The organism is Niallia circulans NBRC 13626 (genome assembly GCF_001591585.1).
In the GTDB taxonomy this organism is placed as follows: domain Bacteria; phylum Bacillota; class Bacilli; order Bacillales; family Cytobacillaceae; genus Niallia; species Niallia circulans.
Genome location: NZ_BCVE01000009.1, coordinates 46,334 through 59,962, shown reverse-complemented (window position 1 = coordinate 59,962; position 13,629 = coordinate 46,334). Strand labels below are relative to the sequence as shown.

Genomic DNA, 13,629 nt, shown 5'->3' with positions numbered 1-13,629 from the left:
AAGAACATCAACGGGAGGTAAACAGATGGAGGCAATCTCAATTGGACTACTCGGCTTAGGAACTGTTGGATCGGGCGTTGTAAAAATTATTGAAAATCATCAAGATAAAATCATGCATCAAGTCGGCTGTCCAGTGCAGGTAAAAAAAATACTCGTCAAGAATGTAAAGAAAGAACGAGAAGTAGAGATAACCGATGATATTCTCTTAACAGTTGATGCTAATGATATATTAGATGATCCTGAAATAGATGTGGTTATAGAAGTAATGGGTGGGATTGAAGAGACAAGGAACATCCTGCTAAAAGCCTTAAAAAATAAAAAACAAGTAGTAACGGCTAACAAGGATTTAATGGCAGTACATGGAGCAGAGCTACTGCAAGCAGCTTCCCAAAATAATTGTGATTTATTTTATGAGGCAAGTGTTGCTGGTGGAATTCCTATTCTAAGAGGTTTAGTAGATGGGTTAGCTTCTGACCGTATCATTAAATTAATGGGAATTGTGAACGGAACAACTAATTTTATTTTAACGAAGATGAGTCAACAGCAAAGACCGTATGAGGATGTTCTTTTAGAAGCGCAAGCATTAGGTTTTGCGGAAAGTGATCCTACCTCTGATGTCGAAGGGCTGGATGCAGCAAGAAAAATGACTATTTTAGCAACTTTAGGCTTTTCGATGAATATTGGCTTGGAAGATGTAAAGGTACAAGGCATAACGAATGTAACAGATGACGATATACAGTATGGAAAGCAGTTAGGATATACAATGAAACTCATTGGTATTGCTCAAAGACAGGAAGAAAAAGTAGAAGTTAGTGTCCAGCCTACTTTTATTGTCGACAGCCATCCATTGGCAGCCGTTAATAATGAGTATAATGCTGTTTATGTATATGGAGAAGCGGTTGGAGAAACGATGTTTTATGGACCTGGTGCCGGAAGCTTACCAACTGCAACAGCCGTTGTATCGGATCTAGTGAATGTTTTGAAAAATATGCGCTTGGGCGTTAATGGAAAAGGTGCAATCGCTCCACAATTTAAAAAGAAGCTAAAAGAGCCAGACGAAATGTTTTCTAAATATTTCTTACGACTGCAAGTAGTGGATGAGGTTGGAGTATTTGCGGAAATTACATCTATCTTCTCCCAGCATGGAGTCAGCTTTGAGAAGATCCTCCAGTTACCAGTGAAGGAAAAAGGGTTGGCAGAAATAGTCTTAGTAACACACCATGCGTCTTTATTAAACTATGAGAATATTTTATTAGAATTAAGGGACTTATCATCTGTTCGAACAGTTAAAAGTTCTTATCGAGTTGAAGGAGGAACAAAGTAATGAGATGGAAGGGTCTCTTAGAAGAATATAAAGAGTATTTACCAATAAATGAATCGACACCAATGTTAACACTGAATGAAGGAAACACACCTTTAATTAAGCTGGAAAAGTTGTCTGAGGAATGGGGCGTAGAGCTATTTGTCAAAACGGAAGGAACTAATCCAACTGGCTCCTTTAAAGATAGAGGAATGGTCATGGCTGTAGCTAAAGCAAAGGAAGAAGGAAACTCAACCGTTATCTGCGCTTCTACGGGAAATACGTCAGCTGCAGCAGCTGCCTATGCTACACGTGCAGGGATGCGCTGTATTGTCGTTATACCAGAAGGAAAAATCGCGATGGGAAAATTAGCACAAGCTGTTATGTATGGTGCTGAGATTATTGCGATTGAAGGGAATTTCGATCAAGCATTACAGATGGTACGCAAAATTAGTGAAACAGAACCAGTTGCACTTGTTAATTCAGTGAATCCGTATCGTTTAGAAGGACAAAAAACAGCTGCTTTTGAAGTCTGTGACCAATTAGGAGGAGCGCCAGATATATTGGCAATTCCTGTTGGTAATGCTGGAAATATTAGTGCTTATTGGAAAGGATTTAAAGAATACCACGAAATAAAGCAAACAGGACTGCCGAAAATCCACGGCTTTGAAGCGGCTGGAGCAGCAGCGATTGTTCATAATCGCGTATTTGAAAATCCAGAAACAATTGCTACAGCCATTCGAATTGGTAACCCTGCTAGCTGGAAGCTGGCTGTTCAAGCACAAGAAGAGTCCAAGGGAATTATTGATGAAGTAACAGATGAAGAGATTATTGCTGCATATCGTACGATTGCTGCAAAAGAAGGGGTATTTGCTGAGCCAGGTTCTTGTGCATCGATTGCAGGTGTTTATAAGCATATTCAAAATGGGAAAATTCCTAAAGGAAGTAGAATAGTAGCGATCCTTACAGGAAATGGCTTGAAAGATCCGAATACAGCAATCGATGTAAGTCCAATTAAGCCAGTAGTATTACCTAATGATGAAAAAGCAGTAGCTAATCACATTAAGGGAGTCGTTCATATATGAACGAAGGAGAGATGCTGCTAATTAAAGTCCCAGCGAGTACTGCTAATCTCGGGCCAGGCTTTGACAGTATTGGACTAGCGTTAAACTTATATTTAACATTGGAAGTTGTTCAAAGTGACTGTTGGGAGGTTATTCCGTTAACAGATGAATTGAAGGAATTTCCAAGTGATGAAAGTAATTTCATTATTAAAACAGCGATCGAGGTGGCGAAATCATTTCATACTATTCTTCCTCCTTGTCAAATAAAAGTGAATAGTAATATTCCTTTAGCAAGAGGACTTGGATCTAGTGCTTCCGCTATTGTGGCAGGAATTGAACTAGCAGATCAAGTTGGTAATTTACAATTGACTAAACAACAGAAATTTGCAATTGCCTCCAAAATGGAGGGGCATCCAGATAATGTTGGAGCGAGTATTTTCGGCGGCTTAGTTGTTGGCTGTCAATTAGGAGAAGAAGTAGATGCAGAAATCATTCATTCGGTAGATTTGGAAGTACTAGCTGTGATTCCAGCAGAAGAGCTATTAACAAAGTCTTCACGAGGAGTTTTACCGGACACTCTTTCTTTTGCTGAAGCTGTTTCAGCAGGTGCAGTATCTAATCTATTAGTTGCGGCACTGCTTACAGGTAATAGGAAACTTGCTGGAAAAATGATGAAAAAGGACAAGTATCATCAGCCATATCGGAAAGAGTTAGTACCGCACTTAGAGCTAATGGAAGAACATGCCTGCGAGCTAGGTGCTTATGGGGTGGCTTTAAGTGGAGCGGGGCCGACAGTATTGTGTTTTGTAGAACCAGGAAAAATGAATACGTTAATAGATGGATTAGTGCCGAAATTACCTGATATGCGTTTCCTCCCATTGGAAATAGACAAGAAAGGCAGTACTTGCTCCGGAGTACTTGCAACAGAAGTTAAATAAAAAAGAAAGAGGATGCAATTGCATCCTCTTTCTGCATTTTCTCATCAAAAATTAAAATACTTGTTCTACTTCATAAACGCCTGGTACTTCCTCTAATAAAGCACGTTCAATACCAGCCTTTAAAGTAATAGTAGAACTTGGACAGCTTCCGCAAGCACCTAATAAGCGTAGTTTTACAATGCCATCCTCTACATCCACTAATTCACAGTCTCCACCATCTCTTAAAAGGAATGGACGTAATTTATCTAGTACTTCTTGGACTTGTTCTTTCATTTCAACTTCTTGCATACATATCGACTCCTTTCCTATTATTTATTATAATCACATTAGGATGAAAAATCTATAATCAAGAAACACGAATTAAATAAACAAAAAATTGGATATATAACAAAACCCTATAATACCGGAAAAATAATGGATAGGCAAGCTTGTCTATCCCATGGAGGAGAGTTTATTTGAAAAAGGAAATTGAAGTAAGTATTTATGGAGCAGAACAAATTTGTGCCAGCTGTGTTAACCTGCCATCTTCTAAGGACACATATGAATGGCTCCAGGCTGCATTAAGTAGAAAATTTCCAGAGCAAACTTTTCAGATTAAATATTATGATATTTTTCAAGCCAATTATACGGAAGATAAAAATAAATTCTGTCAGAAAATTATAGAGGAAGATTTATTCTATCCAGTAGTAGTAATTGAGGGAGAGATTGTAGGCGAAGGTAATCCGAAGTTGAAGAAAATTTATGCAGAATTTGAGAAATACGGATATACTAGTGCTTAATGGTTAAAATTGTATCCGTTTTTTCAGAAATAATGGAGTAGACTGAATACACATGGCTATCGATACAATAGGAAGTATATTCAGTCTAGAAGGATAACTATAACTCTTATTATCGATTAAAATCGATAGGGAATATTATTGGTATTTTCTTGTTCCAGCGTTATCTTAAGCTGGAATAAGTGTGACACACTCCCATTCTTTTACTAGTCGTTAATTTTATTTTTATTATTTTTATCTTTCCATAGCACTCCATGTTTAATTAAGCGTGGAATTCTTCCTGTTAAAGCGGTTTTGGCAATAAGTCCGAAACCGGCTTTTTTTCCTAATGACCCAAGGACCCCTTTTAGCTTGATTGGCGGCATATAATCAGGTAGTACTTTCCCTTGCCAACGAGAAATTAAAACAAAAGCAATTTGTTCTGCCTGTCCTTCTGCAAGCTGTGCACTGGGAGGATGAGGAAGGCTTGCGCAATCACCAACTACGAAAACATGCTCATTATTAGGAAGGTGGTGATGCTTGGATAAGAGAATGCGTCCTTTCTTATCTTTTTCCACGTCAAGTTCCCGTACAACTTTATTTGGTTGAATCCCAGCTGTCCAAACAATACAGTCATAATGCTGTGGGATTCCATGATTATAAACTGTATTTTTTTTTATACAAGTAATATTGCTATTTTTGATAAGATTAACCTTTCTATCTGTAAACCATCGTTCTACATAGTTTCTTACTTTTTTAGGATAAGAAGATAATATGGTATTTCCACGATCCAAAAGTGTGATTTGCAGGCTGCTACTTTCAGCTAATTCAGCTGCTAACTCAACGCCGCTTAAGCCGCCGCCGATAATTGCAACCTTTGCCCCCTGAGACAAGCTATGGAGCTGCTTATGTGTTCGTTTGGATTTATTGATGGATTGAATACTATGAGTGTTGTCTTTAGCGCCCTCGACTTGGTGATAATTATCCTCACAGCCAAGTCCAATAATCAAATCATCATAATCGATCGGATTTCTTCCCGCTAACCAAACTTTATTGTTTTCCAAATCAATTTTTTCCACTTCTGCTTGTATAATGCTTACTTGAGGGTGTTTAGGAAAAGGAATTTGTAGGGTTTTATCCAGTACAGTACCAGCTGCAAGAGCATAATATTCTGTCTTTAGAAAATGAAATGGGACTTTATCTATTAATATGACCATAAAATTATATGGTAAATGAGGTATGATAGAGGATAAAACACGCATACCACCATAACCGCCGCCTAATATTATTAATTTTTTCATTTTTTCCCCCTTATTGTGCTCATGAGAAAATCTATTCTTTAAAAATTAGTTCGTAATTTTAGATCTGCTCCTTTTAGAGTATATTAAAAGGTTAGGACTGTTTATTCTTCATTATAGAAGGAAAATGACTTTTCCCCTTACAGATTAAGAAAGGAAGTATGAAATCAGACAATTTTTGCGTTCAACACTAAGAAAAACCTGTATAATTCAGAGGGAGGTGAGATGTTTGTTTAAACCGCTAATTGAATTTTGTGCGAGTAACCTAGCATCAGGCGCATATGAAGCGAAAGAATGTCTTGAACAGGATGATTCTTTAGATGTGATTGACTATGGGTGTTTAAGTTATTGTGGGCAATGTGGCGATTCGTTATTTGCGTTAGTAGATGGTGAAGTAGTCAAAGGGAAAGATGTAAACGAGCTTGTTGAGAATATCTATCAATATTTGAAGGCAAATCCAACATAAAACCGCTTATATCAGTGTGTTTAAAATTAATTCACTGATATAAGCGGTTTTTAGATGAAGGTTTTTTGCCTGTCTCTTATTTCCTGCCAGCTTTCTTTTGCCAGCTTGACAATTTGTGTTTCCACTGTCCTACTCTGCTGCTCAATTACTTTCGAATAATATTTTGTAGCTTTTTCTAGATTATCTGTCCGCTTGGAAAGTTCTGCTATTAAATAAATGGTTCTTAATTCTGAAACAGGAGTTCCCTGATAGTCACCAACAGAATAGGAAGTTTCATATTCTGATAATGCAAGGGATATAAAACGCCTCTCTTGTTTATGATTATTTAACATACGATAATGCCATGCAATCCGCAGGTGCAGTCCTGCAAGGGTAATATGCTTATCCTTCCGTAAAGAAGCACAATAAGCAGCTAATTTATATGTTTTAATACTATCCTCTATGTTACGTTCTTTTCCAAAGGAATGTGGAATCCATTGGGAACATACTTTTTCGATTAGTATCCTTTTACTTTCTGGAGAAAAATAAGAAACTGTATCATCACTAAAAGAAAACCCGCAAGCAGGACAGACATTTATGTAATAAAGGAGTGGATTATGCTCAGCATAGACAGGAAAGAAATCTGTATCTAAATTTTTCAATTTGACAAATCTTGAACGTAATTTTTTTGTTGTAAATTTAGTTTGACAAAGCAAACAGGTACATTGCTTATCAAATAACGGTTCGATTTTGTTCACATTTCTCACTCCCTTTGTTGTTAGGTAAAAAGGCTAGATATTTATATATTTTATTATACCTTATCGTGAGTAATATTCCCTATAAAAATTTTACAGATAGGTGAAAAGTCTATATTATATTAAGGGATTTCTTCAAAGTGGGAACAGTAAACGATAATAATGTTTTAATCGAAAATACTTGAAAAATGTTCGTGCAGATTATCACATAGACCTGTTTTGTTACCATGTTTTACACAGGTCCCTTCAGTTGAGTAGTTTTGATTAGCGGTATATAATATAATAAGAAGTAATAACAGGACGAAAGGAGAATGAACAGTGACAGAAGAAATTGTACACATAACAGAAGCCGCTGCTCTTCAAATAAAAGAAATGATGAAGGCGAACGATGAAGAAGGTTCCTACTTAAGAGTAGCAGTAAAAGGTGGAGGCTGCAGTGGTTTATCTTATGGAATGGGTTTCTCACCGGATAAAGAAGAAAATGACCAACTTTTTGAGCAATATGGCATTCGTGTGTTAGTTGATCAAAACGATGGCCCTATTTTAAAAGGAACAAAAATTGATTACAAGCAATCCCTAATGGGCGGCGGATTCACCATCGACAATCCTAATGCGATTGCATCTTGTGGCTGCGGGTCTTCTTTCCGTACAGCGAAAGTGGCTGGAACACCAGAAGAGTGTTAAGAACAAAGCTTTAAAAGTTGAACACCGCTGTGTCATGAACACCTTTTGGTCTTCATGACACAGCGGTTTTTTTATTTAATAAAAAAGACTGAATGTAATCAGTTGTTTTCCAAACCATTGAGAGAAAACAACTGATTATCATTAGTCTTTAGAAAAGGTTATTTAAACAAAGAAGTACTGTGAAGAGGCTGTACTCGAGCTTTTGGATCCATATATGTTTTAGCATTATTGACTGCTGTAGGGGCTTCGCCAAAACCTGTAGCTATTAATTTCACTTTTCCATCATATGTGCATATGTCTCCAGCTGCATAGATACCTGGAATATTTGTCTCCATTTTGCTGTTAACAACAATAGAGTTCTTTTGAATCTCAAAGCCCCATTCTTTAATTGGGCCTAAAGAAGAAACAAATCCATAGTTTACAATAACTGCATCTACATCAATAATTTCTTTTTCTTGTGTTGTTACATTTTCAAGAATCACTTGTTTGATTTCCTCATCTCCTACTAACTCTGAAGGAATATAAGGAGTTTTGATGTTTACTTTTGAAATTTTAAGGTTTTCTACACTATGCTCATGTGCACGGAATTTATCACGTCTATGTGCTAAATAAACAGTATCCGCAATAGGCTCTAGCATTAATGCCCAGTCAACAGCAGAATCTCCACCACCAAACACCATTACCTTTTTCCCTGCAAACTGATTTAAGTCATTGATAAAGTAATGAAGATTTTTTCCTTCATATTCTTTCGCTTGTTCCAACTCTAATTTACGAGGTTGGAAAGCTCCGTTTCCAGCTGTAATAATAATAGTTTTGGAGTAATGGACTTCTTTATCGGTAGTAATTTTAAATATACCGTCACCTTGTTTCTCCACTGTTTGAACAGCTTGTTCTAGTACGATAGACTGTTCAAATTTTTTCATTTGCTCTTCTAAATTATCGACTAACTCTTGAGCACGAATTTTTGGAAATCCAGCAATGTCATATATATATTTTTCGGGATAAAGTGCTGTAAGCTGACCGCCAAGGGTAGGGAGACTCTCGATGATTTTAACGGTTGCTTGTCTCATCCCTCCATAAAAAGCAGTGAACATGCCTACAGGTCCACCACCGATAACAGTAATATCATAAATGGTTTGATTTTCTTCCAATTTTCCTAAACCCTCCTAATAAAGATCAGTTCTACAAGCTATCATATCATAATGATTATGATTTCTCACTTTTTTAATCTTCCAATTTTGAAAGCTATCTAGGACCACCATCCTACTCATAAATTTTATAAAATAAAGAATTTCCAACTTTTAACTTTTATTGGTAATAGTATAATTCGGAAAATAATGTAGAAATTATCGATTAGAACCTTCTAATCGATGTTTTTTTGTATTTTTTTGGTATTTTACTAGGGGGAAAGTTCTGCTTTTAACCTTTTTATGAATAAATTCTTTGAATATGGGAAATGAATAGTTTTGAGAGGAGTGAAAAATATGAATTATTATAAAAAGTTTTTTAGAAGAGTAGGAATGGTTCTACTTTTAATGGCAGCACTACTAACCACGTTCCAATCGATTTCAGGTGTTAAGGCGAGTTCGATAAATATTAGTACTAACGAACAATCTCAGGTAAGTAAAGATACCGGTCATATTGATCATACAATAAAACAAATGAGTGTAGCATTAAAAAGCTTTAAAAAAGCATTGGCGGAAAAAACACAAATTTCATCCAGTAAAGAGGTTGCAGGTAAACCCCCTTTGCTAGAAAATATGAAGGATTGGTCACAATATCCGACAAAACGGGTGATAGCAACAGGCTATACCGCTGGATATGAGTCAACTGGCAAGAACCCAGGGCATCCACAATTCGGTATTACCTATTCAGGCGTAAAAGTAAAAAGAGATTTATATAGTACCATAGCTGCTGATACTAGTGTATTTCCAATTGGAACTATTCTTTTTATCCCTGATTATGGATTTGGGGTTGTGGCAGATACTGGTTCAGCAATTAATGGCAATAGATTAGATTTATACTATGAAACCGTACAAGATGTATATAGTCAATGGGGCAAGAAAACAATAGATGTATACATAGTGGAAATGGGTAAAGGCAAACTAACAGAAGAAACGTTAAGTGCGTTAAATGAAGAAGAATCTATGCAAGTATTCCGTCAACAGTATACAAAAGCAGAAAATAAATAATTACATACTAATTATCAAGTAAAAAGGATATTCTAAAATCAAGGTCCTAACAAAAAATGTTAGTTGATTTTTAGGATATCCTTCTTTTTTAGAATAAATAAAACTGCTTTAGAATATAATATCTTAAGCAGTATTTATTTGTATTTATAAAGTCAAGGTTAATAAATTAGCATATGTAAAACAAGCGTCAATACAATTCCGGTTAGTCCACCAAAAAATACTTCTATCGGTTTATGTCCTAACAATTCTTTTAATTCTTTTCTTTTTTCCTGCTCCGGTTTGTTTTGCCATCCTTTTGCTTCATTTAAGAACTTATTAAAATCGTTTACTAAGCGATTTAAAACAATTGCTTGTTCTCCTGCCTGTCTTCTAACGCCTGTAGCATCAAACATAGTGATTATCGCAAAAATAGCAGCAACTGCAAAGATCGGTGAATCAAAGCCAGTTTGCAGAGCCACACCAGTAGAAAGAGCAGTTACAGCTGCTGAGTGAGAACTTGGCATTCCTCCTGTACTAGTTAACAAAGACCAGTCAATTTTTTTCGTAACAAAAAAAGTGATTGGCACTTTGACAAATTGCGCAAAAAAGATTGCAGCCAAACTCGCAAGTAAAGGAAAGTTAGCTAGTAGTTCCATAAAAACACCTCATCATTCTGTGAAAAATATGTACTTTTAGTATGTATACCTTATTTAACTCATTATTAATCTTTCATATAAGGAGAATTAATGGAAATAAGGAGGTAGACAGTGGAGCTAGATATAGGGTTAAAATGAATTTCATTCTGTATTATTTGCTTTCAAAGCCATGGAAAAACAAAAATGCGATTCATTTTTAAATGGTTGAGGGCAATTTTCAATGCTCTCTTTGCTTTTCCACTTATCTTATTATAACATAACCAAATATTGTGCTTTCTACTTAAATTCGAAAAATCTTTTTACATTTTGGTACCTTTTATAAGAAAGTTGTTTTTCAAAATAAATCATTCAGCTGCAGCTAATCTTTAGGAATGCAGCATTATCATTTAGAAATGGATGATGTAAATTTAATTAGATATACGAAATGATAAATAAATTCGTTATAATAGAAGTAGAAATAGAATGGAGGAATTGATTATGTTTTCATATCAGAAAGAATGGGATTTTCAAAATAATCATGAAAATATTATTATTGGATTATTTGATAAGTCTATTAAATTAGAAGGTAAGCTGCAATTACTAGACGAACAGTTTGAAGGAGAATTAACTAGTTTAGTAAAAGATGGGGATATTTCAGCAAAGAAAAAGGCCATTACGGTTATACATACTTTTGGAAAAATTGGAGCAAAACGAATTATTTTTGTTGGATTAGGAAAAGAGAAAGAACTGACCTTTGATGAGCTAAAAGCAATCTTTGGAGCAACCTTTAAACGCATTACTAGTGAAAAATGGGTGGAAACAGCTATATACTTGGATTCCTTTGTATCAGAGGAAAATGATGCACAAGATGTTGCTCATGCAAGCAGTGAAGCGTTTGGTCTTGCTACCTATGAGTTTTCAGGTTATAAACAAAAATCAAATGAACCAGAAAAAAAGATTACAGAAATTACTGTTTATAGTCATGTAGAGGAAGAGGAAGTTATGTCAGCGCTAAAAGTAGGGTATGTATATGGTCAGGCAACAAACTCTGCGCGTACGCTAGTTAACCTGCCAGGGAATATGCTAAAAGCAGCAGATTTAGCTAATTATGCACTAGAATTAGCGGGAAAATATGGCTTTGAGGCAGAAATATTAGAGAGAGAAGATATGCTAAAGCTTGGTATGGGTGCATTGCTTGCTGTGAACCAAGGTTCGACAGAGCCTCCTAAAATGATTGTGCTGAAATACCAGGGAAAAGATAACTGGGAAGATGTCATCGGCTTAGTAGGAAAAGGGATTACCTTTGATACAGGTGGTTATTCTATTAAGACAAAAACTGGTATTGTCGGTATGAAAACGGATATGGGCGGTGCAGCAGCAGTTCTTGGAGCAATGGAGATTATTGGAGAATTGAGACCAGAACAAAATGTCGTTGCAGTTATTCCATCTACTGATAATATGATAAGTGGTAATGCGTTTAAACCAGATGATGTTATCACATCGATGAGTGGAAAAACAATTGAGGTATTAAATACAGATGCAGAAGGTCGCTTAGTTTTAGCAGATGCAGTAACTTACGCAAAACATCATGGCGCTGACTACCTTGTAGATGTCGCAACCCTTACAGGTGGAGTAATTACCGCTTTAGGAATGGAAACGACAGGTGCAATGACGAATAATGAATCTTTATTTGAACAGGTGTTAGAAGCTTCCTATGAAGCAGGGGAACAAATGTGGAGACTGCCTATTTTTGAGAGTCATAAGAAATTAGTGCGCAATAGTCCGATTGCAGATTTAAATAATTCACCAGGTGCCGCTGGTCATGCAATCATGGGTGGTGCCTTTATCGGCGAATTTGCAGAGGAAACGCCATGGGTTCATTTAGATATTGCTGGAACATCTACACAAAGTAAGGCTACTGATTTAGGTCAGCCAGGTGGAACAGGCGCTATGACTAGAACATTAGCATTGTTTGTAGAAAGATTTGAAAGTATAAAATAGAAAATACGTAGATCTATAGAAGAAATCACCAGACCCCATTTTATCGATTGATGGGGTCTGGTTTTTTATAGGGGGGTACTATGTGCTTGCAGCCACTTTTCCATTGGTTCTGGCATATGAGTACTCGCAACGAGACCAGCATGCCCGCCATCAAATAAAACAAAGGATTTATCTTGACTTGAAACAAGATCCATAATTGGTTCGCAGAGAGAACTTGGAACAAGAGGATCATTCTTGGTGGAAAATACAAGTAAATTAGAGTGAATGTTAGACAAATCAACCTCTTCTCCATTGATTGTTAAACCACCCTCAATCATCTTATTGTCCCTGACAAAGTCATTCATAAGTTGTTTAAACGTTGCCCCAGCTACAGGGATATGATCGAGTGTCCATTTGTTCATTCGTGCCCATTTTTCCGAGTATGTTTCTTCGCCAGAACGATTTAAAAGTGCTAAATAATGGCTGAAGGAAAGAGGAGCAACAAGTAATCTAGTTCCATATTTAACCGATTCAGGAGGTACAATGCCCATTTTATCGATTAATTCCTCAAGGTGCAGTTCATTTTCGCGAAGAGCATTCAGCCACTTATCATAGTCCGGAAAATCGGAAAAGTTAATTGGAGACACCGCAAGAATTAAATTTTTAATATAACGATTATCTAATGCTGCAAATATGCTGGCAAGTGTTCCTCCTAAACAAAAACCAATGACAGTAAAGGAATCGGAGTTAGCATGTCGCATCGCTCGTTTAAAACCTGGTTGAATATACTTTGCTATATAATCATCAATGGTTAAATGACGATCCTCGTATGCAGGAATCCCAAAATCAATTAAATACGTATCATACCCTGCGTTATTAAATGCCTCAATTAAACTCATGGAGGGACCTAAGTCAAGAATATATGGTTTATTCACGATTGAATAAACAAGAAAAATCGATTCTTTATATTTTCTTTCTTTAGAAGGGTAATACCATAAAGTTGCTTTGTTTTTTTTCCAAATGGCATATTTTTCTGATTGTCCAACGGCAGGATCGTACGATAAGGTATGAATAAATTTAGCTAGACTTTTTTTTGCCATATTATATCGCCTGATTGGAAATAGTAGAAAAGCTGAGTTCGTCTTTTTGTGAATCCAATTGTTGTTTTGCTTGCACTAATTCATTTTGAAGTGTGGAAATACGCTGTTCTTGCTCAGTAATGATATTTGTCAATTGATTGGAGTAATCATCAGAAGGATTCATGCTTAATTGTTCAATTAGTTGTTTGACTTCTTTCATCATTGTCGTTAATTCAAATAACTGATCATCAAGATTATCGATTTTTTCTTCTGATTGAAGAATTAACTGGGTTGCGTTTGCAAGGTCTGTTTTAGTAGGTAGATTCATATAATTACTTAATTGCTCTGTATAAGTTTGAATTTGATCTAATTTGTTTGTTAATGGATTCATTTTTGAAGTTGTGAAATCAATAATGGACATTTGATTTAAACTGTTCTTAATACGGTTATTTAACCGATATTGTAATAAAGTGCCGCCTTTCTTTAATAACTCATAAAAATCGATTGTAACGTGTGCCATTTTCC

At 36.0% G+C, this 13,629-nt stretch carries 15 protein-coding genes; 8 read left to right on the top strand and 7 right to left on the bottom strand.

Going from position 1 to position 13,629, the window contains the following annotated elements:
• The first annotated feature begins 25 nt into the window (after positions 1-25).
• The 3 genes from BCI01S_RS13000 to thrB are packed head-to-tail and all read left to right on the top strand — an operon-like array spanning position 26 to position 3,302.
• Positions 26-1,324: a homoserine dehydrogenase gene (locus BCI01S_RS13000; protein WP_047942241.1), complete on the top strand. Its 1,299-nt coding sequence runs from the start codon at positions 26-28 to the stop codon at positions 1,322-1,324.
• A complete protein-coding gene (gene thrC / locus BCI01S_RS12995) occupies positions 1,324-2,385 on the top strand; it encodes a threonine synthase (RefSeq protein ID WP_047942240.1) in 1,062 nt (353 codons plus the stop codon). Before BCI01S_RS13000 ends, thrC begins: the two co-directional genes overlap by 1 nt.
• Complete coding sequence (gene thrB, locus BCI01S_RS12990; protein ID WP_061799069.1) at positions 2,382-3,302, top strand: homoserine kinase; 921 nt, start codon at positions 2,382-2,384, stop codon at positions 3,300-3,302. The genes thrC and thrB overlap by 4 nt, the downstream gene beginning before the upstream one ends.
• A 51-nt stretch (positions 3,303-3,353) precedes the next feature.
• Here the strand turns inward: thrB and BCI01S_RS12985 are convergent, their stop codons facing one another.
• Positions 3,354-3,590 carry a NifU family protein gene (locus BCI01S_RS12985; RefSeq protein WP_047942238.1) on the bottom strand — a complete coding sequence of 79 codons (237 nt, stop codon included), beginning with the start codon at positions 3,588-3,590 and terminating at the stop codon, positions 3,354-3,356.
• A 167-nt stretch (positions 3,591-3,757) separates the two neighbouring features.
• On the opposite strand from BCI01S_RS12985, the gene BCI01S_RS12980 reads away from it, so the two are divergent.
• Entirely contained in the window at positions 3,758-4,081 is a 324-nt protein-coding gene (locus tag BCI01S_RS12980) for a YuzD family protein (protein ID WP_047942237.1), read from the top strand.
• A 203-nt stretch (positions 4,082-4,284) separates the two neighbouring features.
• On the opposite strand, the gene BCI01S_RS12975 is transcribed toward BCI01S_RS12980, so the two are convergent.
• A complete protein-coding gene (locus tag BCI01S_RS12975) occupies positions 4,285-5,358 on the bottom strand; it encodes an NAD(P)/FAD-dependent oxidoreductase (RefSeq protein WP_047942236.1) in 1,074 nt (357 codons plus the stop codon).
• Positions 5,359-5,584: 226 nt separating this feature from the next.
• On the opposite strand from BCI01S_RS12975, the gene BCI01S_RS12970 reads away from it, so the two are divergent.
• Positions 5,585-5,821 carry a DUF1450 domain-containing protein gene (locus tag BCI01S_RS12970; protein WP_047942235.1) on the top strand — a complete coding sequence of 79 codons (237 nt, stop codon included), beginning with the start codon at positions 5,585-5,587 and terminating at the stop codon, positions 5,819-5,821.
• Between the two features lie 50 nt (positions 5,822-5,871).
• Here BCI01S_RS12970 and BCI01S_RS12965 read toward each other — a convergent pair whose 3' ends face one another.
• Positions 5,872-6,558, bottom strand: a complete 687-nt coding sequence (locus BCI01S_RS12965) for a DUF2225 domain-containing protein (protein WP_061799067.1) — start codon at positions 6,556-6,558, stop codon at positions 5,872-5,874.
• A 315-nt stretch (positions 6,559-6,873) separates the two neighbouring features.
• Between BCI01S_RS12965 and BCI01S_RS12960 the strand changes: the two genes are divergently transcribed.
• On the top strand, positions 6,874-7,239 hold the full coding sequence (locus BCI01S_RS12960) for a HesB/IscA family protein (RefSeq protein ID WP_082138323.1): 366 nt from the start codon (positions 6,874-6,876) through the stop codon (positions 7,237-7,239).
• A 158-nt stretch (positions 7,240-7,397) separates the two neighbouring features.
• Here the strand turns inward: BCI01S_RS12960 and BCI01S_RS12955 are convergent, their stop codons facing one another.
• Positions 7,398-8,390, bottom strand: a complete 993-nt coding sequence (locus tag BCI01S_RS12955; RefSeq protein WP_061799064.1) for an NAD(P)/FAD-dependent oxidoreductase — start codon at positions 8,388-8,390, stop codon at positions 7,398-7,400.
• A gap of 333 nt (positions 8,391-8,723) precedes the next feature.
• Here BCI01S_RS12955 and spsC point away from each other — a divergent pair, with 333 nt between their 5' ends.
• Positions 8,724-9,431, top strand: a complete 708-nt coding sequence (gene spsC, locus BCI01S_RS12950; RefSeq protein WP_047942231.1) for a stationary phase survival protein SpsC — start codon at positions 8,724-8,726, stop codon at positions 9,429-9,431.
• A 158-nt stretch (positions 9,432-9,589) separates the two neighbouring features.
• Here spsC and BCI01S_RS12945 read toward each other — a convergent pair whose 3' ends face one another.
• Positions 9,590-10,066, bottom strand: a complete 477-nt coding sequence (locus tag BCI01S_RS12945; protein ID WP_047942230.1) for a divergent PAP2 family protein — start codon at positions 10,064-10,066, stop codon at positions 9,590-9,592.
• 477 nt (positions 10,067-10,543) lie between these two features.
• Between BCI01S_RS12945 and BCI01S_RS12940 the strand changes: the two genes are divergently transcribed.
• The gene (locus BCI01S_RS12940; RefSeq protein ID WP_061799061.1) at positions 10,544-12,046 is read left to right on the top strand and encodes a leucyl aminopeptidase; all 1,503 of its coding nucleotides are present in this window, start codon (positions 10,544-10,546) and stop codon (positions 12,044-12,046) included.
• Between the two features lie 65 nt (positions 12,047-12,111).
• Here BCI01S_RS12940 and BCI01S_RS12935 read toward each other — a convergent pair whose 3' ends face one another.
• Positions 12,112-13,125 carry an alpha/beta fold hydrolase gene (locus BCI01S_RS12935; RefSeq protein ID WP_053215672.1) on the bottom strand — a complete coding sequence of 338 codons (1,014 nt, stop codon included), beginning with the start codon at positions 13,123-13,125 and terminating at the stop codon, positions 12,112-12,114.
• A gap of 1 nt (position 13,126) precedes the next feature.
• Positions 13,127-13,624, bottom strand: a complete 498-nt coding sequence (locus BCI01S_RS12930) for a hypothetical protein (protein ID WP_047942228.1) — start codon at positions 13,622-13,624, stop codon at positions 13,127-13,129.
• Positions 13,625-13,629: the final 5 nt, after the last annotated feature.

Bases quoted from the DNA above. Each gene is read 5' to 3' on its own strand.
- spsC (WP_047942231.1), top strand. From the start codon at position 8,724: ATGAATTATTATAAAAAGTTTTTTAGAAGAGTAGGAATGGTTCTACTT.
- BCI01S_RS12930 (WP_047942228.1), bottom strand. From the start codon at position 13,624: ATGGCACACGTTACAATCGATTTTTATGAGTTATTAAAGAAAGGCGGC.
- BCI01S_RS12985 (WP_047942238.1), bottom strand. From the start codon at position 3,590: ATGCAAGAAGTTGAAATGAAAGAACAAGTCCAAGAAGTACTAGATAAA.
- BCI01S_RS13000 (WP_047942241.1), top strand. From the start codon at position 26: ATGGAGGCAATCTCAATTGGACTACTCGGCTTAGGAACTGTTGGATCG.
- thrB (WP_061799069.1), top strand. From the start codon at position 2,382: ATGAACGAAGGAGAGATGCTGCTAATTAAAGTCCCAGCGAGTACTGCT.
- BCI01S_RS12945 (WP_047942230.1), bottom strand. From the start codon at position 10,066: ATGGAACTACTAGCTAACTTTCCTTTACTTGCGAGTTTGGCTGCAATC.
- thrC (WP_047942240.1), top strand. From the start codon at position 1,324: ATGAGATGGAAGGGTCTCTTAGAAGAATATAAAGAGTATTTACCAATA.
- BCI01S_RS12975 (WP_047942236.1), bottom strand. From the start codon at position 5,358: ATGAAAAAATTAATAATATTAGGCGGCGGTTATGGTGGTATGCGTGTT.
- BCI01S_RS12940 (WP_061799061.1), top strand. From the start codon at position 10,544: ATGTTTTCATATCAGAAAGAATGGGATTTTCAAAATAATCATGAAAAT.
- BCI01S_RS12935 (WP_053215672.1), bottom strand. From the start codon at position 13,125: ATGGCAAAAAAAAGTCTAGCTAAATTTATTCATACCTTATCGTACGAT.